This window comes from Macrococcus armenti, from assembly GCF_020097135.1.
Lineage (GTDB): Bacteria > Bacillota > Bacilli > Staphylococcales > Staphylococcaceae > Macrococcoides > Macrococcoides armenti.
Genome location: NZ_CP083608.1, coordinates 1,414,080 through 1,439,120, shown reverse-complemented (window position 1 = coordinate 1,439,120; position 25,041 = coordinate 1,414,080). Strand labels below are relative to the sequence as shown.

The following is a 25,041-nucleotide window of genomic DNA, read 5'->3' as shown; positions in this document are numbered from 1 at the left end:
ATCAATAACTTAATATTCCTCGTTGAGGTAGAGGTCGCGTTATTTAAGAGTAGCCAAGTGGATACGTCATACACGTATATGAAACTAGGTAAAAGGAAATGACGCCGAAGAAGATAAGTGTATGAGCTTAAATTCTGGGCTGTTGCATAATATGTAACAGACTGTCACAATTTGTGATGCGCTACTAAATTATGAACAATAATTTTCTGGATGCACACAATTGTGCATCCAGTTTTTTTATTTTTAAATGAGAAGGGAAGTATTATTATGTCGAGTGCAAATGAAGTACAAAGGAAATTGAAACAAAGACATATATCCATGATTGCAATCGGTGGATGTATCGGTACTGGATTATTTATGACAAGTGGTGGCGCGATTCGCGATGCCGGGCCAGGTGGTGCGTTACTCGCATTCACGATTATCGGTATAATGGTATTTTTCTTAATGACATCACTCGGAGAGATGGCAACATATTTACCGATATCAGGAAGTTTCTCAACGTATGCAACACGATTTGTAGATCCTTCACTAGGATTTGCACTGGGCTGGAACTATTGGTTTAACTGGGTTATCACCGTTGCTGCTGACGTAAGTATTGCAGCAAGTGTTATTAAATACTGGGAACCGATGAATTTCTTACCGGGTTGGGCGTGGAGTTTAATCTTTTTAGCGATTATATTATTTTTAAATACGTTATCAGTTCGCGTTTATGGTGAAAGTGAGTATTGGTTTGCAATCATTAAAGTTGCAACAGTTTTATTATTTTTAGCAATCGGTTTACTGACAATCTTCGGGATTCTCGGAGGAGAATATTTAGGATTTAAAAACTTTACAGCTGGTGATGCACCGTTTGTAGGTCACGGATTAACGGGAAGTTTCTTAACGATACTTGGTGTATTCCTAGTTGCAGGATTTAGTTTCCAGGGAACAGAGCTTGTAGGAATTACAGCTGGTGAGTCTGAAGAACCGGAAAAAACAATTCCAAAAGCAATTAAACAAGTATTCTGGAGAATTTTAATCTTTTATATTTTATCGATATTAGTCATCGGTTTAATCATTCCTTATACAAATCCTAATTTAATGGGCGGCGATAGTGTTGCGAAGTCACCGTTCACATTAGTTTTTGAAAATGCAGGACTTGCCTTTGCAGCATCGTTTATGAATGCAGTAATTTTGACGTCTATATTATCAGCAGGTAACTCTGGAATGTACGCTTCAACACGTATGTTATATGCGATGGGGAAAGATGGATTAGCATCACGTAAATTCTCAGAAACAAATCATAAAGGTGTGCCGATTCCGAGTTTACTCGCAACATTTGTAGTTGTACTGATTATCTTCTTAGTTGAACGTGTAGCGAGTGGAGCGTATGAATATATCGTAGCAGCAAGTGGATTGACTGGATTTATCGCATGGCTTGGTATCGCAATCAGTCATTACAGATTCCGTCGTGCATTTTATGCTCAGAATAAAGATTTATCGGTATTGAAGTATAAAGCAATGTGGTTCCCATTCGGTCCGATCTTTGCATTTGTATTATGCCTGTTTGTTATTATCGGTCAGGATACGGATCTGATATTAAATGGTAACTTTGATATTAACGGCTTTATGATTACGTATATGGGAATTCCAATCTTCTTAGCATTTTTCTTCTATCATAAGTTAAGATATAAAACGAAAAAGATACCTTTAAATAAAGTTGATTTATCACAAAATCACGATATGAGCGAATATGAAAAAATAGATGTTGACATTGATGCATAACCCTGTTATTATTAAGTCTGTTGAATACGAAACGGACAAGTAGAAGCATCCCGCTTCTCGCCCTGAAGACGCATAAGCAGTTACGGGGTTTTAAATAACATGGTTAGACATGTCTATTTTATAGCGGGTGCATAATGCATTCGCTTTTTTGTTTGTCTTCGTAAATCATATAGGAGGTGTCAACCATAGCTAAAGATCAAACTCAAATCAATGACAGAATTCGCGCGAAAGAATTACGTTTAATTGGACATGATGGTGAACAACTTGGTGTTAAAACTAAGTTTGAAGCAATCGAAATTGCTGAACGCGTAAATCTTGATGTTGTTCTTGTTGCACCAAACGCTAAACCACCCGTTGCTAAAATTATGGACTACGGTAAGTTTAAGTTTGAACAGCAGAAGAAAGAAAAAGAAGCTCGTAAAAAGCAAAAAGTTGTTACGATTAAAGAAATTCGTTTAAGTCCTACAATCGAAGATCATGACTTTAATACGAAACTTAAGAATGCACGTAAATTCTTAGAGAAAGAAGATAAAGTTAAAGTATCTATTCGTTTCCGTGGACGTGCAATTACGCACAAAGAATTCGGTCAACGCGTATTAGAGAAATTTGCAGAAGAATGTAAAGATCTTGCGACTGTTGAACAAAAACCAAAGATGGATGGCCGCTCAATGTTCTTAATGTTAGCGCCAATCGTCGAAAAAAAACAAAACTAGGAGGACAAAAACATGCCTAAAATGAAAACTCACCGTGGTGGAGCGAAACGTGTTAAAAGAACTGGTTCAGGGAAATTAAAACGTTCTAGAGCTTACACTTCACACTTATTTGCAAACAAATCAACAAAACAAAAACGCGGTTTACGTAAAGCAGCTTTAGTTTCTAAAGGTGATCAAAAACGCGTAGCACAAATGTTAACGTACGTAAAATAATAATAGGATATTTCTAAGGAGGAATTATAATGCCACGAGTTAAAGGTGGAACAGTAACACGCGCCCGTCGTAAGAAGGTTATTAAATTAGCTAAAGGTTACTTTGGTTCTAAACATACATTATATAAAGTAGCAAAACAACAAGTAATGAAATCAGGTCAATACGCATACCGTGACCGTCGTCAAAAGAAACGTGAATTCCGTAAATTATGGATCGCACGTATCAATGCGGCAGCACGTAAGCACGATATCAGCTACAGCCGTTTAATGAACGGATTAAAAGTTGCTGGTATCGATATTAACCGTAAAATGTTATCAGAGATCGCTATCTCTGACGAAAAAGCATTTGCTGAGTTAGTAAACCAAGCGAAAGCTGCTTTAAAATAATAACAAATATAACCGTTCAATGATGATTTTCATCATTGAACGGTTTTTTTGTTTTTTCTTGCAAAATAAATTATATAGGGAAATCCCTATTCATCGCTCAATGTGAACATATTCACAACATATTAAGTTATAATGTAGATGTATCTTTATTAAAGGGGGGAATGCACATGAAAGGAATCATCTATATCGCACATGGCTCAAAGATGCCGGATAAGAATGAGCGGTTTCGGGCGTTCGTACAACATATAATTGAACAACGGCCTGAACCAATCCAGCATGTTGCATTTTTAGAAAAAGATGACGAAAATGTGCCGATTGTGTTACGGCGCATGGTTGCCGAAGGAATGACGGAACTTATTGTCGTACCAATGCTTCTGTTTCCAGCAATGCATGCGGTAGAAGATATACCAGCACAATTGGAATCAGTGTTGTCATCTACGAATATTCCGTATGTTATTGCCGATTGCTTCGGTGATACGGCATTTGTATATGAAGTAGCAGAACGCATTATCGCACAGTATAAAAATGAAACGATATTGATTACTGCACACGGTAATAAACGTTTTACAGAACCCGACGTACGACTGACACAAATGGTTAATCAGATGAGCGTTCGAACAGGCCAAAACTTAATACCTGCAATGCTATATGGTAATTTAAGTTTTGAAGAGATGCTGAAGAAGATGGATAAAGAAACACCGATTGTTTTGATGCCATACTTTTTATTTGATGGGCATCTCGTCAGAAAAATTAAGCGATTAAGTAAGCCTTTTATAGAGGCAGGTTACAACATTACCTTTACAAATACGCTCGACTTACATTTCGATATGACACGCGGTGTGTTACAGAAAATTCAAGAGGTGGCGTAACATGTATCCAGTAATGCTAGATATAAATGAGAAGAATATACTTATCGTCGGCGGTGGACGAGTCGCAACACGTAAAGTCCAGGGCTTAATGAACGAAGGTGCAAACGTGACGGTCATTGCACCTGAAGTTACAGACGTTATACAACAAAGTGATGTGACAATTGTGCAACAGCCGTTTAAACATCAGGACATTAGCGCGTTTGATATCGTATTTATTGCTACTAATGACAAAGCAGTGAACGATGCCGTAATGGAACGTATAGAAAAACATCAGCTCGTTAATGATTGTACGAACCAGCAACGCTCAAACTTTTTTAATATGGCATCGTTAATATATGGAGAGATGCGTATCATGATTTCAACAGAAGGTAGTAACCCGGTTAAGAGTAAAAACTTTAAAAATAAACTAAAAGAAATTTTAAATAAGGAGCAAATCAAATGAAACAGAAATTAGTTATGGTCGGAAATGGTATGGCAGGAATTCGTACGATAGAAGAAATTATTGAACGTGAACCCGATATGTTTGATATTACAGTTATAGGTGAGGAACCATATCCGAACTATAACCGTATTATGCTTTCTAATATTTTACAGAAAAAGATGACTGTAGAAGAAACAATTTTAAATGATTATGATTGGTATAAAGAACAAGGTATCACATTAATTAATGATGATAAAGTTGAAATTATTAATAAAGAAGAGAAGTTTGTTGAAACGAAAAAAGGGATTAAGGTTGATTATGATAAATTAATAATCGCAACTGGATCTACAGCATTTATGCTACCGATTGATGGTGTGAAGCTTGATGGTGTTATCGGATGGCGCACAATTAAAGATACGGAATATATTATTGAACAGGCGAAAACACATAGAAAAGCTGTCGTTATCGGTGGTGGATTACTCGGTTTAGAATGTGCACGTGGTTTAATCGATCAAGGTATGGAAGTTACAGTCGTTCATTTAGGTGAGTGGTTAATGGACATGCAGTTAGACCGTAAAGCAGGCGAAATGTTAAAAGCTGATTTAGAAAAACAAGGCATGAAGTTTAAACTTCAGGGGAATACTCAGGAAATATTAGGTAAAGACCGAGTTGAAGCGATTCGTTTAAGCGATGGTACTGTTATTGAAACTGATTTAGTTGTTATGGCTGTAGGTATTCGTCCAGTAACTAAGCAGGCGCGTGCAGCAGGACTGGAAATCGGGCGAGGCATTGTTGTTGATGACTATATGATGACGAGTGACCCTGATGTATATGCAGTAGGTGAGTGTTGTGAACATAACTCTAAAGTTTATGGGCTCGTTGCGCCACTTTATGAACAAGGTAAAGTGTTAGCTGACCATATTACAGGTCGAGAAACAGATGGTTATCATGGTTCTACTACATTTACATCACTTAAAGTTTCTGGTTGTGATTTATTCTCAGCAGGTAAAATATACGAAGGTGAAAACATCCGTGGTATAGAAGTTTTTAACGGTGTTGACAATGTATACAAAAAAGTATTCGTAGAAAACAGTAAAGTTGTAGGTGCTGTATTGTATGGAGATACTGAAGAAGGCAACCGTTTCTACAATATGATGAAGAAAAACGATGATATAGAAGAATTCACATTAGTATCGTTATTACACAAAGCAGGGGAAGTTGATGCAATAAGTGTTGAAACGATGAGTGATGATGAAACGATTTGTGGATGTAACGGAATCTCAAAAGGACAAATTGTTAAAGCAGTACACGAAAAAGGATTAACGACTGTAGCTGAAGTTACAGCGCATACGAAAGCCGGCGGTTCATGTGGTAAATGTAAAGGACAAATCGCAGATTTACTCGTTCATACATTAGGTGATAAATTTGAAGCGGGCGGACCGACTGGAATTTGTGGCTGTACCGACCTTTCACGTGACCAGATTGTAACGCAAATTCGTGCTAAAGGATTAAAAACGTCTAAAGAAGTACGTCACGTATTAGGATTTAAAAACTTAGGTGGATGTCCGAAATGTCGTCCGGCAGTCAACTACTACTTAAATATGTGCTGGCCACATGAGCATGAAGATGAAAAAGATTCACGTTATGCAAATGAACGTTTCCATGCAAACATTCAAAATGATGGTACTTTCTCTGTTATTCCACAGATGCAAGGTGGGGTTACAAATCCTGATCAGTTAATTAAGTTAGGTGAAGTTGCAAAGAAATATGATGTACCGTTAGTGAAAATCACTGGGGCACAGCGTATCGGTTTATATGGTATTAAAAAAGAAGAATTACCTCAAGTGTGGGAAGATTTAGGCATGCGTTCAGCATCTGCTTACGGAAAAAAACTACGTTCTGTTAAATCATGTGTCGGTAAAGAATTCTGTCGATTTGGTACGCAGTTAACGACACAACTTGCAATTCGACTTGAATCAACATTTGAATATATCGATACACCTCATAAATTTAAAATCGGGGTATCAGGTTGTCCACGTAGCTGTGTAGAATCTGGTGTCAAAGATTTCGGTGTCATCGGTGTTGAGAATGGCTTCCAGATCTTTGTTGGTGGTAACGGTGGTACGGAAGTTAAAGCTGCAACATTACTTACAACTGTAGCAACTGAAGACGATGTGATTCAATTATGTGGTGCGATGATGCAATACTACCGTGAAACAGGTATTTATGCTGAACGTACTGCACCATGGATGGAACGTCTAGGATTCGACCAGGTAAAAGATGTATTGCTTGATGAAGCGAAACAAAAGGAATTATTTGAACGTTTAATGGATGCCAATAAAGCACGTCAGGAAGAGCCATGGAAGGCAATTGCATCAGACGAAGAGAAACGAAAAATGTATGAAGTGGAGCGCGTATAGTCATGGAAAAAATCAAATTATTCAATGTATCTGAACTAGAACCTCAAATCGGTAAGAAAGTATTTGTTGAAGACGAAGAAATCGTTATTTTCTTATTAGAATCTGGTGATATTAAAGCAATCAGTAACCGTTGTCCACATAAAAATGGACCTTTATCTGAAGGGACAGTAAGTGAACATTATGTATTCTGTCCGTTACATGACAGAAAAATTGATTTAAATGATGGCCAGGTTCAGGCACCAGATGAAGCGGATGGCTGTGTTAAAACATATAAAACAGAAGTTGAAGATGGTGTACTTTATATATGGATTTAGGTAAAGTTTACTTTATCGGTGCAGGACCAGGTGACCCTGGTCTTGTTACTTATAAGGCGATGCGTAAAATTGAACAGGCAGATGTTATTATATATGACCGGCTCGTTAATCCAGTTTTACTGAAGTTGAGTAAACCTGAATGTAAACTTATATATGTAGGAAAAAATCCTGATGTAAAGTATAAGAAACAAGATGAAATTAATGCGATTATAAACGAATGTGCAGAGCAATATGAGACAGTAGTCCGTTTAAAAGGAGGCGACCCGGGAATATTTGGCCGTCTGACCGAAGAAGTTGAAAGTATTACGAATATCCCGTACGAAATTATCCCTGGTATTACGAGTGCTTCAGCGGCTGCACTCTATGCAGGGTTCCCATTAACAGATCGCGCGTATTCACCGCATGTAACATTTTCAACAGGACATCTACAAAAAGACAGTGTAAGAGAAATTGACTTTGAAGCACTTGCGAAAGGTGGAACGCTTGCACTTTATATGGGGATGAAAGCTTTACCTGAAATTGTTGAAGTATTATCAAGAAATGACGCACATATAAAGATTGCTGTCATCGGACATGCAAGTTATGGTTTCCAGAAGACAGTAACCGGAGATTTAACGAATATTATTTCACGTGTACAAAAAGCACAAGTGACGCATCCTGCAATGATTATTATCGGAGATGTTGTAAACTGCAGAAAAGGTGCATCATGGTTTGAAACACTTCCTGAATTTCAACAATCTCATCTGTACATCAGTGAAGAGAAAATTGATACACACGACTTAATAGAACAGTATGAACGTGGCGGATTTTATTATGCGATAGATGAAATCAATGATTCACAAGTTCAGAATAAATTTAGAGACGTGCATGAAGATATATTAAGAGATAGAATGTTTACGCACGTGCATGCATCAAGTCAAGAAGCATTACAATCATTTGAAGCAACTTACAATATAAAATTTGATCGTAATATCATTACAATAAAAGACTGAATTTTTTCAGTCTTTTTATACATAGGAGAAGCATATGAAGATTACTACAGAAAGAGTGCAGAAAGTCATTCCATTATTGAATGAAACAGAACATTTATATTTATCACTACTTGCTGCAAATGGAAATACCATTAATAAAGATAGTATTCAAACAGAATATATATTACCAAATTTAGTCGAAGCGGGTCTCGTTGAGGCAAGTAACGGCAAAATTTTTGAGGTTGAAACTGAATTAATAAATCTTTATAACACAATACATTTAAAAGGGGCATATGAATTAATAAAAGCGCCGACAGAAGATGAAATTGCATATGAAAGTGATATGTTAAAACAGAATCTGAATCAATATGAAACACAACTTGAGATTGAAACAAAGATTAATGAAATGATTGAAACTTGGTCGAATCAAAAGTTGGTATCACATTTACAGACGTTGCGTGATGAAGATATTATCGGTATCATTCGTTTTTATCAACTTGAAGATCAAGGAGATAAGTTATCCAATATAAATGTAATAAACGACGCTTTCTTCAAAGATTTTACGATGATTCAGAAGATGCAAAAGTTTATGGACTTTGAATTACAGTTAAATATTGAAAATGCACTGCAGTTTAACTATGATAACTTTACATATATGAAAGGTGCAACACGAGAAATATTTGCTTTTAGTCATGAATTCAATGAAATACTGTTCATACCGAAAGATGTGCTGGAACACTTCAAAAAGTTAAAAGCATCGGGCATAATGAATCCTGAAATTGAGAAGATTAAGTTTTACCGCGGGATGATGAATTTATATGGCTTTGTACGTCTTGATTTCATACAGAAAGTATATAAAAAAGTTTATCGAAAAGAAATAACAGTTGATACAATTAAACAGGACATTTCAACGTACTTTCCTAACTTAGTACCAAATGTAAAAGGAAATTGGGTAAAACATGAAATTTATTCTCATCAGCAGATGGATCTTGACGTTATGTTCAGTAATATGGAATATTATATGCCAATAAATGCACAGCAGATTTATAAATACGTTCAGAATTCATATGTAGAAAATATGAAGTCAAAGGAAGAAGTAAAAGTTGAACTCAAACGTAATATGAAAGGTGAAAAAATATATTCGCAACAAGTGGAAGCACTGTTCAATGAAATTGTTGAAACTTTTCGTGTGACAGACAGTTTTGAAACGGCATTTGAATTTGTTGCCGATTTAGGTGCAAGACAAATGGTATCGATAGTCCCGACTGAAAGGTTAACGCAACTACTTAAAACTTTGTATACAGAAGTTAGGTTATGGCGTATTGGTGGATATAAAGTGATTGAAATGCCTGAATATAAACACCAGAAGAAGTCACGTGTAGTGTCATATAAAAAGCGTAAGAAGAAATAAAATTTGATTAAAACGAAACATAAAACATTTATGTTTCGTTTTTTATATTGACCACAACATGAACGAAGCGTATATTGAAAGTGAAATGGGGTGGTCAAATGATTCAAGTAAATCAAGTAACGAAAGCATTCAAGCACAACAAAGGTGTATTTAATATTAATTTCACAATTAAAAAAGGAGAAGTATTTGGATTTCTTGGTCCGAATGGAGCAGGGAAATCGACGACAATCCGCATGTTAATGGGATTTATAAAGCCAGATATAGGTACGATTACAATCAATCATTTGAATGCATTTAAAGACCGCGCACAAATACAATCTAATGTGGGCTACATATCAGGTGAAATTAGTTTAATGAATGATATGACCGGAAAAGCGTATTTAAACTTTATGTTAAAAGCACGTGGTATACATGACCATAGTAGAAAGGACGAGCTTATACGTCGTATACAGCTTGATGATTCGATTAAAATCGGAAAGATGAGTAAAGGGATGAAACAGAAAGTCGCAATTATTCAGAGCTTAATGCATCATCCTGAAATATTAATTCTGGATGAGCCAACGTAAGGGCTTGATCCCCTCGTACAGCAAATATTTCTGCAGCTTATTCAGGAGGAAAAAGCGAATGGTACTACGATATTAATGAGTTCTCATAGTTTTACGGAAGTGGCACGTACTTGTGATACGATATGTATTATAAAAGATGGACATATTGTAGATATCGATGACATGAATAATGTTCAGACAAATGCACGTCAGCATTACAGTATTACGTTTGAAACAGAAGAAGATGCACAAATGTTTCATACTTTATATAAAGAGCGTAAAATTGATGGAACAATTGTAAGAGTGACATTAAATGGATGAAGTACGGTACAATATTCAGTTTATATGATAGCGCAAAAATTGCGAGTGGAGATGCGAACGTTTCGCTCAGTTACGGAATATGCATAATTTTCATTATTTGTTTATTTATTATTAATCTCGTATTGTTTAACCGAAAAAACTTAAGTTTGTAGTAAACATTCAATAATCGAAATAAATACCTTCTAATTCAAAGAAAATTCTGATAAATTAAAATGAGAATGAAATTTGAGTGAGGAGGTATTTTTATGCATGCGTTAATTTCAGGAGAAGATATATTAACATTATGGGCGATTATTGTTATCTTCAGTAGTTTGAGTATTTTTTTAGAATTAAAGTACAAGTGGGCATCTAAATTATCTGGTGCAATTATTGCATTAATATTTGCACTAATGCTTTCCAATTTCAAAATTATACCTACAGAATCTGTCGTTTATGATCAAATATGGACATATATTATTCCGCTCGCATTACCACTCCTGCTATTCCAAATAGATATTAAAGGTATATGGAAAGAAAGCGGGCGATTACTCGGAATATTTTTAATTAGTTCAGTAGGAACGATAGCAGGAACGATAGTTGCATTTTTTCTATTAAAAGATCATATCCCACATCTTGATAAACTGAGCGGTATGATGAGTGCTAGTTATATCGGTGGGGGTGTTAATTTTGCGGCGATGACATTGAAATTTAATCCACCAAAAGATGTTGTATCTGCTGCAGTCGTTGCAGATAATTTAATGACAGCATTATTTATATTAATGCTAATGCTTATACCGACTATTCAGTTTTTCAGAAAAAGTTTTAAAACACCGCATATCGAAGCTGTTGAAAGTAATCATAATGATGGGCAGAAAGATTATTTCGGTAGAAAGGAAATATCGTTACTTGATATCGCACTTAATTTCGGAGCAGCATTTTTTATTGTAGCTGTTTCATTTAAACTATCAGAATGGTTGGCGACATTATTTCCGAAGCGCGATAGTAATATAGCATATGATATGTTAACGGGGCTCGTAACGGATAAGTATTTAATTTTAACGACACTCACGTTTTTATTGATATTAACATTTCCGAACTTCTTTAAACGAATGAACGGTAGTAGTGAATTTGGAACATATTTAATATATTTATTTTTCTTTGTATTAGGTATCCCTGCATCAATCCCATTAATTATCCAGAATGCACCATTGCTATTACTCTTCGTATTTATAATTGCAGTTATAAATTTAGTTATCAGTTTAGTCGTGGGTAAATGGATCAGTGCAGATTTAGAAGAGATATTACTCGCGAGCAATGCAAACATCGGTGGTCCAACAACTGCCGCTGCATTAGCTATTGCAAAAGGTTGGCATAAGTTAATAGGACCGATACTAGTTGTAGGGACGCTAGGATACATTATTGGGAATTATGTTGGTACGATAATTGGTATAATGTTAAGTAAGTTTATATAAATAAAGGGGATAAGATAATGGATCAGCAATTACAATTATTAAAAGAAATGACAGATGTAAACGCGCCGGCAGGATTTGAACAGCCGATGACGCAGTTTATGAAAAGATTATTTGAGAATGACGGTATTAAAACAATTCAGGATAATACCGGTAGTATATTTGGTGTTAAAGAAGCGGCATCAAATCATTCGATAATGCTACTTGGACATCTTGATGAAATCGGATTTATGGTAACTGAGATAACTGAAAAAGGATTTATTAAATTTACGAATTTAGGCAGCTGGTCTGGTACAGTAATGACAAGCCAGAAAGTAACGATATTAACACGTAAAGGTGAAGTACGAGGCGTAATTGGTAGTAAGCCACCGCATGTACTACCAGCTGATGAACGAAATAAAGTAAATCCGGACGCGATGTTTATAGATATCGGAACAGCGAATAGAGAAGAAACATTAAATGCAGGTGTAAGTGTAGGAGATGCGATAACACCGTATTCTGAGTTTGAAGTAATGGCAAACCTGAATTATCTGCTGGCTAAAGCATTTGATAATCGATTTGGATGCGCTGCAGCATATGAAGTGATGAAAGACATTAAGCATAACATCACATTATATTCAGGAGCAGTGACACAAGAAGAGACATTATCTCGAGGCGCGATTACTGCTGCGAATTTACTGAAACCAAGTTTAGCAATAGCAATTGATGTATGTATTTGTTCAAATACGCCAGGCATGGAACAATCTGGACAAGCGAAGATGGGAGAAGGACCAGTCATTTTGTTATCAGATGCATGGAATATCGGACATGTTTCATTCAGACGCTATGTTGAACAAATTGCGCAGGAAAATGAAATTAAAGTACAGCATGATCATCTGACAGGTGGATATACAGATGCAGGACATGTAGCCGTAAGCAACAATGGCGTACCAGCGATTACAATTTCTGTACCAACACGCTACATTCACAGCAATGTATCGATGATGCATCGTGAAGATTATAACGGAGCAGTAATGTTATTAAAGAAAGTAGTAGAAAGCCTGGATGATGCAACGGTTGAGCGTATTATTAAACAAGAGATATAGAAAGTTGGATTTGATTTAAGAGAAGGAGATTGCTGATAGTTTAAGTGGTGAATTATGGTGAAGTTCGTCACTTAGTACGAGTTAGAAGGTGTGACTGAGGACATAGGTGCCGAACTTAGTTGAAGTTCGCCACTTAGGGTGAGGTTGAAACAGTAACTGAGTACGTAGGTGTCGAACAATGGAGAAGTTCGGCACTTAGAGTGCATTTGAAGGAGTAACTGAGGACGTAGGTGTCGAACTTAGTTGAAGTTCGGCACCTAGAGAGCGGTTGAAGGTGTAACTGAGTACGTAGGTGTCGAACTTAGTTGAAGTTCGGCACCTAGAGAGCGGTTGAAGGTGTAACTAAGTACGTAGGTGTCGAACAATGAAGAAGTTCGCCACTTAGGGTGCAGCTGAAGCAGTAAATGAGGCTATATGTGTCGAACTTAGTTGAAGTTCACCACTTAACACAAGGTAGAAGCAGTATCCAAGGCTATAAGTACCGAACTATGAAGAAGTTCGTAATTAAAAAATGTATGTTTATTAAAAAAACGAGCTGATTGAAGCTCGTTTTTGTTTTTAAATATTATGTCAAAAGTATTTGACATTTTTATGTTCTAAACATAAAATTAAAATGTAAAAAGAATTTGACATTTGAGGTGATAAAATAGTTTAGAATTATTATTAGGGTTTATAGCAATCGTAACATTATCTATTTTTTTATTAAGTTTCTAAATTTTGATTCAAATAGCTCTGTTTATGATGAAAGAGGGGCTAGGATTGGTGTAGAAGTTTTTTCAAATACTTTTTTTATTTGCTCTTCTTATGGTCTGTAGTTTTTATCATTAAACTAATGGTATTCAAGCATTTAGATTTAGATTTTTATTCTAGAAATACTGAAGTTTTTAACTTTTCATGTACGCTTATTTTATTGTTATTAAATTATTTCATTGTTAAACGTAAATATTCTTAGTGGGGGGAAATTATGTTTGGTTATTTATTAGTGTTTTTATTTGCATGTATCTGGGGGTTTGTGACTAAAATTTATTTACCAAAAGAAATTAATGATTCTACTAATGAAAATTTTGATGAAAGACAATCTAAAATACTGTTAGAAGTTTTTTCTAACACTTTAGTTTGGACTGTCTACGCATTAATTCTAGCGATATTGCTAAGACTGACAGGTCTTTCGGATAATAGAAAATTATGGTTTAGCGACTATCCTGAAGTAGGGTATATATTAATTATTATTGTATTATTTGTTATTAATTTGTTTTATATTAGAAATAAGTATAGTTTCAGGGAATGATATCATTGAAGAATAAAATTAGAGAATTAAGAAAAAAGAAAAATATCTCACAAGCGGAACTTAGTAAAAGTGTGGGTGTATCGCGCCAGACAATAAATGCAATCGAGAATGACAAATATGATCCGACATTGTCATTAGCTTTTAAACTGGCAAAGCAATTTGATGTTACAGTAGATGAATTGTTTTCGTAACCCATAATCACTCAAGGAGAATCCATATGCACAACATTTATGATAATGATGATTTCTTTAAATCTTACAAAGAGGTCAGATTAAATCCAGCGAGCTACAATGATATGATTGAAATGCCGAGAATTAAAGAGCTGCTCCCAAATTTGTATAATAAGACTGTTCTTGATATAGGTTGTGGTTTGGGTCAGCTTGTACAGTATATGATGGAGCAGTCGCCGATTCAGATTACGGGGATTGATATTTCGGATAATATGATTCAGGCTGCTAAAGATAATATACAGGATCAACATGTTACTTTCTTAAATGCTGATTTCATGGAATTTGATTCTATTGCGGATTATGATGTGATCGTTTCATCACTTGCATTTCATTATATTAAAGATTATAAAGGTGCGGTTCAAAAAGTTTATAATCATTTGAAGCAAGATGGTGTGTTCATTTTCTCATGTGAACATCCTATTGCAACTGCAACGCGTTCTGATGATTTGTGGTCTCATGTTCCGGATATGTATGATCATTATAAAATGGATCATTATTTTGAAAGTGGTGAACGTACGATAAGATGGTTACAGCAGGATGTAACTAAATATCACAGAACGATGGAAGAGTTGCTCAACACGTTACTTGATACAGGTTTTAAACTTGAGCGTATCGTTGAAACAGGGAATACTGACCTTTCTCGTGAACAAATGAGCCATGTTGATATTGAGAAAATTAATCATCGTCCGTCATTTGTCATCTTTAAAGTTGTGAAGCAATAATAAAACGCCTTGTCTATTTGACAGGGCGTTCTTTTTTCGCTTTTAATTTTGCAAGTTCTTTCTGAATGCTTAAGTGCAGTTTCTTGCTTGCGATAATATATAGTATATCGTTCGTCTGAATTTCAAAATTACCATCAGGCACGTACAACTTGTCGTCTCTCACTACCGCATTAATATTTGACTGTCGAGGAAGACCAAGTTCGTGAATTTTTTTCTTTGACCAAGGTGATCCAGACTTAACAAGATATTCACGTATATCTACTTCAGTAATTTCACTTGCAACCATATCAAAGCGATACGGGCTAGTATGTGCTTCGCCTTGATTGAGGCCGAGTTTATTGGCGAGTGGAACAAGTGTCATCCCCTGCAGTAATGCACTCAGTAGTACGACGAAGAATACAACGTTAAAGATGATATCTGAGTTTTCTACTTCAGCAAGTAGTGCGTACGTTGCAAGGATAATGGGTACTGCGCCTCTTAATCCTGCCCAGGAAATAAATGTAAGTTCTCTTTTTGTTAAGTCTGTCCAGAAAAGTGTTAACCATACACTGATTGGTCTCGCAACAAACATGAGAATAATTGCAATAAGTAAGCCCTGAATCATTATACTTGGTAGTTGATTCGGGAATACAAGTAATCCTAAAAGGATAAACATTGTCATTTGTGCCATCCAGGCAAAGCTTTCACCGAATCTGATGATGTTTGCGCGATAACTGAGTGGATGATTGCCTAAATATAAAGCAAATACATAAACTGCAAGCAGCCCGCTTACTTTAAGTGGTGAAGACAAACCATACGTTAAAAATGCTAAAGTTAATGCAAGTATCGGGTATAATCCTGTCGCTTCAAGTTCAACAAAGTTAATGAGTTTCACTGCAACGTATCCGATTAATAGTCCTAACATTGCACCACCGATCATCTGCCATATAAAGAGCAGTACACTTGTCAGTATTGATGCATCTGGCATCGTAAGTAAGTTTATCATCGTAATCGTTAAAAATAACGCCATCGGATCATTTGTACCAGATTCTACTTCTAAGATGCTTTTAATTTTTTGTTTAATGCGTTTATTACCTAATATACTAAATACTGCTGCAGCATCAGTAGAACCGACGATTGCACCGAATAACAGTCCTTGCTTCCATGATAAGTCTAATATGTATACAGTTGCTGCACCTACGATACCACTTGTAATCAATACGCCGATTGTCGCTAGTATTGATGCGTATGAAATTGCATTCTTTACTGTTACTTTCGTCGTTTGTATACCACCATCGAATAATATAATAACGAGCGCAATCGTTCCGATAAGTTGTGCTAAAAATGCATTATCGAACATAATGAATGAATTGAGTGCCATACCTACAGCAAGAAAGACGATTAAAGAGGGGAGGCCAAGTTTACTTGATAATGTTGTGGTCATGACTGCGATAAAGAGCAGTAAGCCGAGAACTAAAATAATAAGTTCAGTATTAATGAGATCACTCCTTAAAGATTTTTATATAATAATTATATCAAAATTTCATTTTGTACTGAAATATTATTCACTATGAAAATTGCCCGGAACTACTATTCCGGGCAATGTGCTATATTATTTGTTTGCATCTGAAAATGCTTTTGCGATATCTATTAATTTCTTCGGTGCATCTTCAACTGCCATATGTACTTCAACAAAATGCATATGGTGTGTATCTGCATCGATTTTATCCATAACAGATTTCAGTTCATTAGAAGTTTTAACATCATGCACAGCCACTTTATCTTTACCGCCGAATACTTCTGGAAGTTTCTTATAATCCCACATCTGAATATCGTTATATGTTTCTTCCATTCCGTGAATTAACCTTTCAACAGTATAACCGTCATTATTAATAACGAAGATGACAGGTTTAATATCTTTTCTTATCATCGTTGATAATGCCTGAACTGTTAAATGCAATGAACCATCTCCGATTAACAGTACGTTACGACGGTTCGTATCTGCTAATGATGAGCCGAGTAATGCAGGGAACGTGTAACCGATTGATCCCCATAATGGCTGACCGATAAACTGATTGCCTTTATACAGTGATAAGTCATACGCACCGAAGAATGATGTACCTTGTTCTGCAAGAATGATATCATCTTTCTTTAAAAATGCATTCATCACTTTAAAATAATTACTTTGAGTAAGTGGTGCATCACTTAATTCATACTGCATGTCAGAGCGTTTATACGTCGGGTATTGTGTTTCGTTTTTGTAATCGATATTTGCTAAACTATTTAAGAGATCGACGATTGAAATATCGTTGGTTACAATATCTCCTGCTTTAAAATCATTCTGGTTAATATAAATAATATTATCTGTATCAAATTTATAAGAGAAACCTGCTGTAGCTGAGTCTGTCAGTTTTGCGCCGATATTTAATATAACGTCGGCGTTATCGACATATGTTCTTACATTTTCTTCAGCAATCTTTCCGTCGTATATGCCTAAATAGCGTTCATTCTCTTCATTGAATGCTGATTTACCGAGCGATAACTGCGCAACTGGAATGTTCGTTTTATTAACGAATGCTTCTAGTTGTTCGTGTAGTTTATAGCTGTTAATTTCGTGACCGGTAATAATGACAGGCTGCTTAGCAGTTTTTAATTTTTCTTCTACTGCTTGAATGAATTTTTCTATGTTTTGCGGCGTATGTTCATATGCTTTAGGACGTGATGCAACTTCGATTTCTGTTAAGGCAACGTCAATCGGCAGATGAATATGAACTGGACGTTTTTCCTTTAATGCTGTATGAATTACGCGATCAATTTCCTCAATTGCATTGTCAGCAGTTAATGTTGTCGTTGCTGCTGTAATATGTTCATACATCTTACTATAAGCATCAAATACACCTTCTCCTAATGAGTGGTGTACATAACGTCCTTCTTGTTGAGCGATAGATGATGGACCACCTGAAATTTTAACGACAGGTACTCGTTCTGCATAACTACCTGCAATGCCATTGACAGCACTTAATTCACCAACTCCAAATGTAGTGCTAACAGCAGCTAACCCATTAACACGTGCATAACCATCAGCAGCATATGCCGCATTAAGTTCATTCGTATTACCAATCCATTCAAGTCCTTCGTGACGAATAATGTCATCTAAAAACGCAAGTGTAAAGTCACCTGGAACACCAAATACTTTATTTACGCCGTTTACATGTAAACTATCTAATAAATATTGACCAATTCTTTGTTTCATTAACCTCATCCTCCCTTTATTAATAAATATAAACGTATCATTTTATTAAGTCAATATGATTGACCTATTTGTTGTATTCTCAGTTTTTCCTAGTATAATGAAATTAATATATTGAAGGGACTTTAGACGATGAACAAAGATTATGAACATATGTTATTTTATTTTGCATATAAAACCTTTATCGGTGCTGCAGACGAAATAATTGAACAATACGGTATGCAACGCCAGCATCATCGTTTTTTATTCTTTATATGTAAGAAGCCTGGTATTACTGTAAAGGAACTACTGACAGTACTAGAAATATCAAAACAAGGATCACAGAGCACATTAAAAGTATTGAAAGAGAAAGCATTGATAACAGAACGATATGCGCCGCAGGATAAAAGATTGAAAGAATTATATCCGACAGATAAAGGAATTGAACTCATTGATACGTTAAATAAAGCACAGCGCAATTTATTTGAACGAACATTTAATGAAGCAGGGGAAAACTGGATAGCTGTAATGGAGTCATTGGCGCATGAACGCCCAGGATTCACTTTAATAAAAGAAGAAGAGGTATAGAGATGGAAATAATTGAATCAGTACAAAATCAGAAAATTAAACAGATTGCAAAACTGCATAACCGTAAAGATAGAAAGAAAATGAATCAGTTTTTAATCGAAGGTGAACATCTCGTTGAAGAAGCGGTAAACAGTAATGTAGATATTGAAATGATTTTAACAGTGAATGCTGATAAATTAACAGAAGCGATGGTTGCACGTAGTAAACAGCAATATGAAATTACATTTAAAGTTGCTGAAAAATTATCACAGACAGAATCACCACAAGGTATATATGCAGTATGTAATATGAAGGATATGAATGAGATTGTAATGAATCGTGTCATTTATCTCGACCGAATACAAGATCCTGGTAATGTTGGTACGATTATTCGTACGGCAGATGCAGCAGGGCTTGATGCTGTAATGATGGCAAAAGGAACAGTTGATATTTATAACGATAAAGTATTACGATCGTCTCAAGGAAGTGTGTTTCATATACCTGTAGTTGAGATGGATTTTGCAGAAGTTAAGAAAAAGTTTGAAGGTACAATTTATGGTACAAGTCTTGAATCAGCGCGAGACTACAAAGAAATTACACCTGCTGATAAATTTATGATTGTTTTAGGTAATGAAGGACAAGGTGTGAGTAATGATATTCTTTCGGCAACTGATGAAAACTTATACGTTCCGATACATGGTAGAGCAGAAAGTTTAAATGTAGCGGTTTGTGCAGGAATATTAATGTATCACTTTGTGAAATAGAACCATTTAATATATTTTTATATCAATACTTTTATACAGATAACGATTTATTATTTCCGGTTTACATTTGTATGAGTTCATTATGTACGACAGTTTATAACCGTTATAAAACGCCTGATGAAGATGTATTAATTTAAAATAAAAATTTTATATACCTAATTTAATAAAATGTATATAATGTTTATAAGTTAATACATTATATATAGAGAGAAGTGAAGGGGATGGCTTATTTACATTTATTAGCATCGTGGCGAAACCAGGATTACGAAGCGGTTGAAGAAATTATTGACGATGAAATGATTGCTACGTTTGTAAAAGATGATGGCTCTATTGTACGGTTAAACAAACAGGAATTACTCGCAATTTTTAAAGAAAGATTCGAAATGGATCAAGATTGGAATTTTGAAGTGATTTATAAGGGGAAGAAGCGTCAAAGTGAGATTGTCATTGTTACAGTCTCCAGGGAAGATGAAGACTTTAATTTAATTGAGGATAAATCAATATGTACGCTTGTGTTCAGAAAGAAAGATGACGTTCAGAAGCTTAAACGTATGACGTTTGAGATGGGGATTATTGAGTAATAAAATAGCTCACGCACGAAAGTGTGTGAGCATTTTTTTGTGGATTTTTGGAGGTGATAAATGCAATTCACTATTTCTTACGTGAACGCATTAGTATGAGTCCACCGATAATAAGGATGATTACGGCAGCAATCATCAGCGGTTTATTTTGCGCTTCTCCTAATTCAGGCAATGTCTTAGTTGATGTACTCGTAGGTTGAACGTTTTTACTTTCTGTTTTTACTGGTGTTGATAGATTTGATATAAATCCTTCAGCCAGATTATCTTTCACTTGATGTTCACTTAATTTATTGTTAACGTGAACTATTTTTTCGTTATCGTTCTGTAAGTGTTCATGCAGGATGTCAAAAACTTTATGATTATATGTTTCGTTTGATATTTTGCCGTCTAACTTTAATTTTTCAAGGTCGCTTAATAATTTTTTATGATAAGAAGAGAGTACACTTTTATCAAATCACTGTAACTTCAGCGCTTCGAAATCAAATTGATTTTTGTCATGGCTTGATAAATATTGTGATAGCGTCTTATTTACGATTTTTAATACTTCAGTTTTATACTCGAGTTCACTTAATTCCTGTTTTTCCTTTAATGTTTGCAGCTGAATGTACGTATCGAGCTTCTGTTCAGGAATAGGCTGATTTTCAACTTGATTATCTTTAATTTTTGTTGTTACATCCTGTGGTAATTGTTCGACTTTCTTTTCAATTTTTTCTACTGTTTCCTTTTTGTTGTCTATATTTTCTTTAACAGTATTCACTTCAGTTTTAATATTTTCATGATGTGTTTCCAGATTCGTCTTTACCGTTTGTAGTGACTGTGTATTTACCGTTTGTGCATTTGCCTGAACAGTGTAGATTAATGTGAAAGTACAGATGGATGTAATAATTTTTTTCTTAATCATCGTATAACCTCCATTAAAGTTTATTGGTATAATAATTAATGATAATACAATAGTTAAATGTTCGCTATAATTTAGCATAATATTTTTCTGATATATTTAATGGTTTGTTGTTTCAGATTTGCTACACACTTGAATAAACATCGTGTATTCTATATAATATACGTAATGAAATAAATTGCCGATGACCAGTCGGGGTGTTAATACATTGTTCAGAGAGTTTCACATTTGGTGCGAGTGAAATCGATTTGTTAATATCTTTTCAACTGAGAGGCTGTCTAATAAGAAGTTAGACCGGTAGTTCCGTTATCACTTAATGAGTTGTGTGCATGATGCACAAATTTGGGTGGTACCGCGGAGTCTTTCGTCCCTTGTATAAGGAATGAGGGCTTTTTTTATTGGTTAAATTTAAGGAGGAAAATCATGGAACTTAAAGAAAGATTGCAGGCATTAAAGGCTGAAGCGGTTGAGAAAGTATCACAAATTACAGATAAGAAAGCACTACAGGATATTAAAGTATCTTATATCGGTAAAAAAGGTGTAATCACAGGTTTAATGAAAGAGATGAAATCTTTACCGAATGAAGAGAAACCGAAGTTCGGGCAACTTGTTAACGATGCGAAACAAACTGTAGAAAGTGCAATTGCAGAAGTGGAAGCGCGTATTGAGGCGGAACTTGTGAATAAGCGTTTAGAAAGTGAAACGATTGATATTACTTTGCCAGGTAAAAAATTAACGTCAGGCAGCAGTCATCCTATAGACCGTATCGTTGAAGATATTGAAGATTTATTTATCGGTTTAGGTTACGAAATTGTTGAAGGTTTTGAAGTTGAAAGTGATCACTATAACTTTGAAGCATTAAATTTACCGAAGTCACATCCAGCACGTGATATGCAGGATAGTTTCTATATTTCTGAGGAAGTGTTAATGCGTACACATACGTCACCAGTACAGGCACGTACATTAGAAGCGCGTAAAGGTGAAGGGCCGGTAAAAATCATCTGTCCTGGTAAAGTTTATCGCCGTGATTCTGATGATGCGACGCATTCACATCAATTTACACAAATTGAAGGTTTAGTCGTAGATGAAAATATTAAAATGAGCGACTTAAAAGGTACGCTTGAATACTTTGCGAAAAAGATGTTTGGTGAGGACCGTGAAATTCGTTTGCGTCCAAGTTTCTTCCCGTTTACAGAACCATCTGTTGAAGTTGATATTTCATGTTTTAAGTGCAAAGGTAAAGGATGTAACGTATGTAAAGGTACCGGATGGATTGAGATTTTAGGAGCAGGTATGGTACATCCGAACGTTCTTGAGATGGCAGGTTTTGATTCAAGTAAATATTCAGGTTTCGCTTTCGGTATGGGACCAGATCGTATTGCAATGTTAAAGTATGGTATTGAAGATATACGTCATTTCTATACAAATGATTTAAGATTTATTCGTCAGTTTTTACGTTTAGAAGATGGAGGAGAACCTAATGTTAGTAAGTAAAGAATGGTTAGATGACTATGTTAAAGTGGATGTTCCGGTAGAAACGCTCGCTGAGAAAATTACGAGAAGCGGGATTGAGATTGAAGAAATCATCGACTTTACGAAAGATATAAAAAATTTAGTAATCGGATATGTTGAGTCAATTGAAAAACATCCGGACGCTGATAAGCTAAATGTATGTCAGGTGAATGTTGGTGATGAAGTTAAGCAGATCGTCTGTGGTGCTCCGAATGTAGCTACTGGCCAGACTGTTATCGTTTGTTTACCAGGAGGTAGATTACCTGGTGGCATTAAAATTAAAAAAGCGAAACTTCGTGGTGTTGAATCAAATGGTATGATCTGTTCATTAAGTGAACTTGGTATTGCATCTAACTTAATACCTGAAGTATACGAAAATGGCATATACGTATTTGAAGAACGTATTACGCCAGGTAGCGATGCGTTAACTGAACTTTCTCTAAATGATGCAGTTATGGAATTTGGTTTAACGCCAAACCGCAGTGATTGTATGAGTATGGTAGGTTCTGCATTCGAAACGAGCGCTTTATATGAATCACCTTTAAAACTACCAGAAACGCATCTTAATGAAACTGATGAAAAGGCACAAAACTTCATCGATATTCATATCGATAATGCTGAACTTGCCCCATATTATGCAGCACGTATCGTTAAAAATGTAAAGATAGGTCCATCGCCAGCTCATATTCAAGGTCGATTAATTAAAGCGGGTATTCGTCCGATTAATAACGTAGTAGACGTTTCAAATTATGTCATGCTTGAATACGGTCAGCCATTACATATGTTTGACTATGACAAGATAGGCAGCACTACAATTAAAGTTCGCGCTGCAGCTGACGGGGAAACGATGACGACTTTAGATGATAAATCACGTACATTAACAAATGAAGACATCGTTATTACTAATGGTTCAGAACCGATTGCACTTGCTGGTGTAATGGGTGGTGATTTTTCAGAAGTAACAGACAGTACAGTGAATGTATTAATTGAATCTGCAATGTTTGCACCACTGAACATTCGTAAAACTGCTAACCGACTGAATTTACGCTCAGAGTCATCAAGTCGTTTTGAAAAAGGTATTGCGGCAGAATTTGTATTAGATGCACTTGATCGTGCAGCGTATTTATTACAGGAAAATGCGCAAGGCGAAGTTATGAGTGGTGTCGTATCTGCGGGGGCATTACCAGATTTCACAACTAGTATCGAAATTTCGACGGATGATATTAACCAGCTGATCGGCTTTAATATTTCAAACACAGAAATTAAAAACATATTCGAACGTCTTGGATTTGAGACGAAAGTAGATGGCGATGCGTTTAATGTTATCGTCCCATCACGTCGTGGAGATATAACGATCAAAGAAGATTTAGTTGAAGAAGTTGCACGTATTTACGGTTATGATGCATTACCTGCGACATTACCAGAAACGATGACGAATAAGCAAGTTGGTTTGACTGACTACCAGACGAAACGTCGCGCTGTGAAAGCTTTACTTCAAGGATTAGGGTTGAATCAGGCAATCACATATGCACTCGTATCAGCAGAAAAATCAACACAATTTGCACTGAAATCAGCTGATACAACAGCGCTGTTAATGCCGATGAGTGAAGATCATGCAGTGTTACGTCAGTCTTTACTTCCTCATTTAATCGATGTTGTAAGCTACAATAATGCACGTCAAATGAAAGACGTTGCATTTTACGAAATTGGTAATACATTCTTTAAGCAGGATGGATTACTACCTTCTGAAGAAGAACATGTCGCAGGTATCATTACCGGACTTGTTACGCCAAGTATGCATCAAGGTAAGAAAGAACAAGTAGACTTCTTCCATGTTAAAGGAATAGTAGAAGCAATTAGTGCGCGACTTGGTCTGACTTTTAATTATGTAAGAAGTAGTGAAAGCTTATTACACCCAGGGCGTAGTGCGGATATTTTCGTAAATGAAATGAAAGTCGGTATTATCGGACAACTGCACCCAACTGTTGAAAAAGTTAATGATTTAAAAGAAACATATGTGTTTGAATTAGATTTAAAAGCGTTGCTTTCAGAACATCAAGGACAAATCATTTACAATATGATTCCGAAGTTCCCGGGAACAAGCCGTGATATTGCATTAGAAGTAGAACGTAAACTTGACACTGGTGCGCTAATTGATGAAATTATGACAGTTGATTCTAAATATTTAAAATCAGCTGAAGTGTTTGATGTGTATGAAGGTGAGCATATCGCTGAAGATAAGAAATCAGTTGCGATTCGTATGGAATTCTTAAATCCGGAACAAACGTTAACAGATGAAGAAATTAAACCGATTTATGAAGCAGTCATTGAAAAGCTACAGGCAAATGGTGCGAAATTAAGAGGATAAAAAATAAGCTGACGGTGTCAGC

26 protein-coding genes, 1 riboswitch and 1 other annotated feature are annotated in these 25,041 nt (G+C 35.6%); of the genes, 22 read left to right on the top strand and 4 right to left on the bottom strand.

The window, feature by feature from the left end:
• The first annotated feature begins 20 nt into the window (after nt 1–20).
• Nucleotides 21–192, top strand: a riboswitch (Lysine riboswitch).
• 75 nt (nt 193–267) lie between these two features.
• The 17 genes from LAU42_RS07555 (at nt 268) to LAU42_RS07475 (ending at nt 15,121) form a co-directional block, all read left to right on the top strand.
• Complete coding sequence (locus tag LAU42_RS07555) at nt 268–1,764, top strand: amino acid permease (protein WP_224183015.1); 1,497 nt, start codon at nt 268–270, stop codon at nt 1,762–1,764.
• A gap of 31 nt (nt 1,765–1,795) precedes the next feature.
• Nucleotides 1,796–1,922: a sequence feature (ribosomal protein L20 leader region), on the top strand.
• Nucleotides 1,923–1,940: 18 nt separating this feature from the next.
• Nucleotides 1,941–2,477 carry a translation initiation factor IF-3 gene (infC, locus tag LAU42_RS07550; protein WP_224183014.1) on the top strand — a complete coding sequence of 179 codons (537 nt, stop codon included), beginning with the start codon at nt 1,941–1,943 and terminating at the stop codon, nt 2,475–2,477.
• A gap of 12 nt (nt 2,478–2,489) precedes the next feature.
• A complete protein-coding gene (gene rpmI, locus LAU42_RS07545; protein WP_086042947.1) occupies nt 2,490–2,690 on the top strand; it encodes a 50S ribosomal protein L35 in 201 nt (66 codons plus the stop codon).
• 29 nt (nt 2,691–2,719) lie between these two features.
• Nucleotides 2,720–3,076 (top strand): 50S ribosomal protein L20, encoded by a 357-nt coding sequence (gene rplT, locus LAU42_RS07540; protein ID WP_086042946.1) that lies wholly within the window; start codon nt 2,720–2,722, stop codon nt 3,074–3,076.
• A gap of 167 nt (nt 3,077–3,243) precedes the next feature.
• Nucleotides 3,244–3,945 carry a sirohydrochlorin chelatase gene (locus LAU42_RS07535; RefSeq protein WP_224183013.1) on the top strand — a complete coding sequence of 234 codons (702 nt, stop codon included), beginning with the start codon at nt 3,244–3,246 and terminating at the stop codon, nt 3,943–3,945.
• A 1-nt stretch (nt 3,946) separates the two neighbouring features.
• The gene (locus LAU42_RS07530) at nt 3,947–4,387 is read left to right on the top strand and encodes a precorrin-2 dehydrogenase/sirohydrochlorin ferrochelatase family protein (RefSeq protein ID WP_224183012.1); all 441 of its coding nucleotides are present in this window, start codon (nt 3,947–3,949) and stop codon (nt 4,385–4,387) included.
• Entirely contained in the window at nt 4,384–6,786 is a 2,403-nt protein-coding gene (gene nirB / locus LAU42_RS07525; protein WP_224183011.1) for a nitrite reductase large subunit NirB, read from the top strand. The genes LAU42_RS07530 and nirB overlap by 4 nt, the downstream gene beginning before the upstream one ends.
• Before the next feature lie 2 nt (nt 6,787–6,788).
• Nucleotides 6,789–7,100, top strand: coding sequence for a nitrite reductase small subunit NirD (gene nirD / locus LAU42_RS07520; protein WP_224183010.1), 312 nt, complete (start codon nt 6,789–6,791; stop codon nt 7,098–7,100).
• Nucleotides 7,091–8,092 (top strand): uroporphyrinogen-III C-methyltransferase, encoded by a 1,002-nt coding sequence (cobA, locus tag LAU42_RS07515; RefSeq protein ID WP_224183009.1) that lies wholly within the window; start codon nt 7,091–7,093, stop codon nt 8,090–8,092. Before nirD ends, cobA begins: the two co-directional genes overlap by 10 nt.
• A 34-nt stretch (nt 8,093–8,126) precedes the next feature.
• Complete coding sequence (locus tag LAU42_RS07510) at nt 8,127–9,482, top strand: hypothetical protein (RefSeq protein WP_224183008.1); 1,356 nt, start codon at nt 8,127–8,129, stop codon at nt 9,480–9,482.
• Between the two features lie 98 nt (nt 9,483–9,580).
• The gene (locus tag LAU42_RS07505; protein WP_224183007.1) at nt 9,581–10,048 is read left to right on the top strand and encodes an ABC transporter ATP-binding protein; all 468 of its coding nucleotides are present in this window, start codon (nt 9,581–9,583) and stop codon (nt 10,046–10,048) included.
• A 75-nt stretch (nt 10,049–10,123) separates the two neighbouring features.
• On the top strand, nt 10,124–10,348 hold the full coding sequence (locus LAU42_RS07500; protein WP_224183006.1) for an ATP-binding cassette domain-containing protein: 225 nt from the start codon (nt 10,124–10,126) through the stop codon (nt 10,346–10,348).
• Nucleotides 10,349–10,593: 245 nt separating this feature from the next.
• Entirely contained in the window at nt 10,594–11,799 is a 1,206-nt protein-coding gene (locus tag LAU42_RS07495; protein WP_224183005.1) for a DUF819 family protein, read from the top strand.
• Between the two features lie 17 nt (nt 11,800–11,816).
• Nucleotides 11,817–12,881, top strand: a complete 1,065-nt coding sequence (locus tag LAU42_RS07490) for a M42 family metallopeptidase (RefSeq protein ID WP_224183004.1) — start codon at nt 11,817–11,819, stop codon at nt 12,879–12,881.
• A 964-nt stretch (nt 12,882–13,845) separates the two neighbouring features.
• Nucleotides 13,846–14,169, top strand: a complete 324-nt coding sequence (locus LAU42_RS07485; protein WP_224183003.1) for a hypothetical protein — start codon at nt 13,846–13,848, stop codon at nt 14,167–14,169.
• Between the two features lie 5 nt (nt 14,170–14,174).
• Nucleotides 14,175–14,360: a helix-turn-helix transcriptional regulator gene (locus LAU42_RS07480; protein WP_164953650.1), complete on the top strand. Its 186-nt coding sequence runs from the start codon at nt 14,175–14,177 to the stop codon at nt 14,358–14,360.
• Nucleotides 14,361–14,386: 26 nt separating this feature from the next.
• Nucleotides 14,387–15,121, top strand: coding sequence for a class I SAM-dependent methyltransferase (locus tag LAU42_RS07475; RefSeq protein WP_224183002.1), 735 nt, complete (start codon nt 14,387–14,389; stop codon nt 15,119–15,121).
• Between the two features lie 13 nt (nt 15,122–15,134).
• Here LAU42_RS07475 and LAU42_RS07470 read toward each other — a convergent pair whose 3' ends face one another.
• A complete protein-coding gene (locus LAU42_RS07470) occupies nt 15,135–16,583 on the bottom strand; it encodes a potassium/proton antiporter (protein WP_338147541.1) in 1,449 nt (482 codons plus the stop codon).
• A gap of 129 nt (nt 16,584–16,712) precedes the next feature.
• Nucleotides 16,713–18,353 carry an alpha-keto acid decarboxylase family protein gene (locus tag LAU42_RS07465; protein ID WP_224183001.1) on the bottom strand — a complete coding sequence of 547 codons (1,641 nt, stop codon included), beginning with the start codon at nt 18,351–18,353 and terminating at the stop codon, nt 16,713–16,715.
• A gap of 129 nt (nt 18,354–18,482) precedes the next feature.
• On the opposite strand from LAU42_RS07465, the gene LAU42_RS07460 reads away from it, so the two are divergent.
• The 3 genes from LAU42_RS07460 to LAU42_RS07450 all read left to right on the top strand — a co-directional run bounded on the left by LAU42_RS07460 (nt 18,483) and on the right by LAU42_RS07450 (nt 20,241).
• A complete protein-coding gene (locus tag LAU42_RS07460; RefSeq protein ID WP_224183000.1) occupies nt 18,483–18,917 on the top strand; it encodes a MarR family winged helix-turn-helix transcriptional regulator in 435 nt (144 codons plus the stop codon).
• A 2-nt stretch (nt 18,918–18,919) separates the two neighbouring features.
• Nucleotides 18,920–19,660: a TrmH family RNA methyltransferase gene (locus LAU42_RS07455; protein WP_224182999.1), complete on the top strand. Its 741-nt coding sequence runs from the start codon at nt 18,920–18,922 to the stop codon at nt 19,658–19,660.
• Between the two features lie 221 nt (nt 19,661–19,881).
• Nucleotides 19,882–20,241 carry a hypothetical protein gene (locus tag LAU42_RS07450; RefSeq protein ID WP_224182998.1) on the top strand — a complete coding sequence of 120 codons (360 nt, stop codon included), beginning with the start codon at nt 19,882–19,884 and terminating at the stop codon, nt 20,239–20,241.
• Nucleotides 20,242–20,311: 70 nt separating this feature from the next.
• Here the strand turns inward: LAU42_RS07450 and LAU42_RS07445 are convergent, their stop codons facing one another.
• Both LAU42_RS07445 and LAU42_RS07440 read right to left on the bottom strand, forming a co-directional pair.
• Entirely contained in the window at nt 20,312–20,512 is a 201-nt protein-coding gene (locus tag LAU42_RS07445) for an LPXTG cell wall anchor domain-containing protein (RefSeq protein WP_224182997.1), read from the bottom strand.
• Nucleotides 20,513–20,695: 183 nt separating this feature from the next.
• Complete coding sequence (locus LAU42_RS07440; RefSeq protein ID WP_224182996.1) at nt 20,696–21,142, bottom strand: hypothetical protein; 447 nt, start codon at nt 21,140–21,142, stop codon at nt 20,696–20,698.
• A gap of 420 nt (nt 21,143–21,562) precedes the next feature.
• Here LAU42_RS07440 and pheS point away from each other — a divergent pair, with 420 nt between their 5' ends.
• Both pheS and pheT read left to right on the top strand, forming a co-directional pair.
• Nucleotides 21,563–22,633, top strand: coding sequence for a phenylalanine--tRNA ligase subunit alpha (pheS, locus tag LAU42_RS07435; RefSeq protein WP_224182995.1), 1,071 nt, complete (start codon nt 21,563–21,565; stop codon nt 22,631–22,633).
• Nucleotides 22,620–25,019: a phenylalanine--tRNA ligase subunit beta gene (gene pheT / locus LAU42_RS07430; RefSeq protein ID WP_224182994.1), complete on the top strand. Its 2,400-nt coding sequence runs from the start codon at nt 22,620–22,622 to the stop codon at nt 25,017–25,019. Before pheS ends, pheT begins: the two co-directional genes overlap by 14 nt.
• Nucleotides 25,020–25,041: the final 22 nt, after the last annotated feature.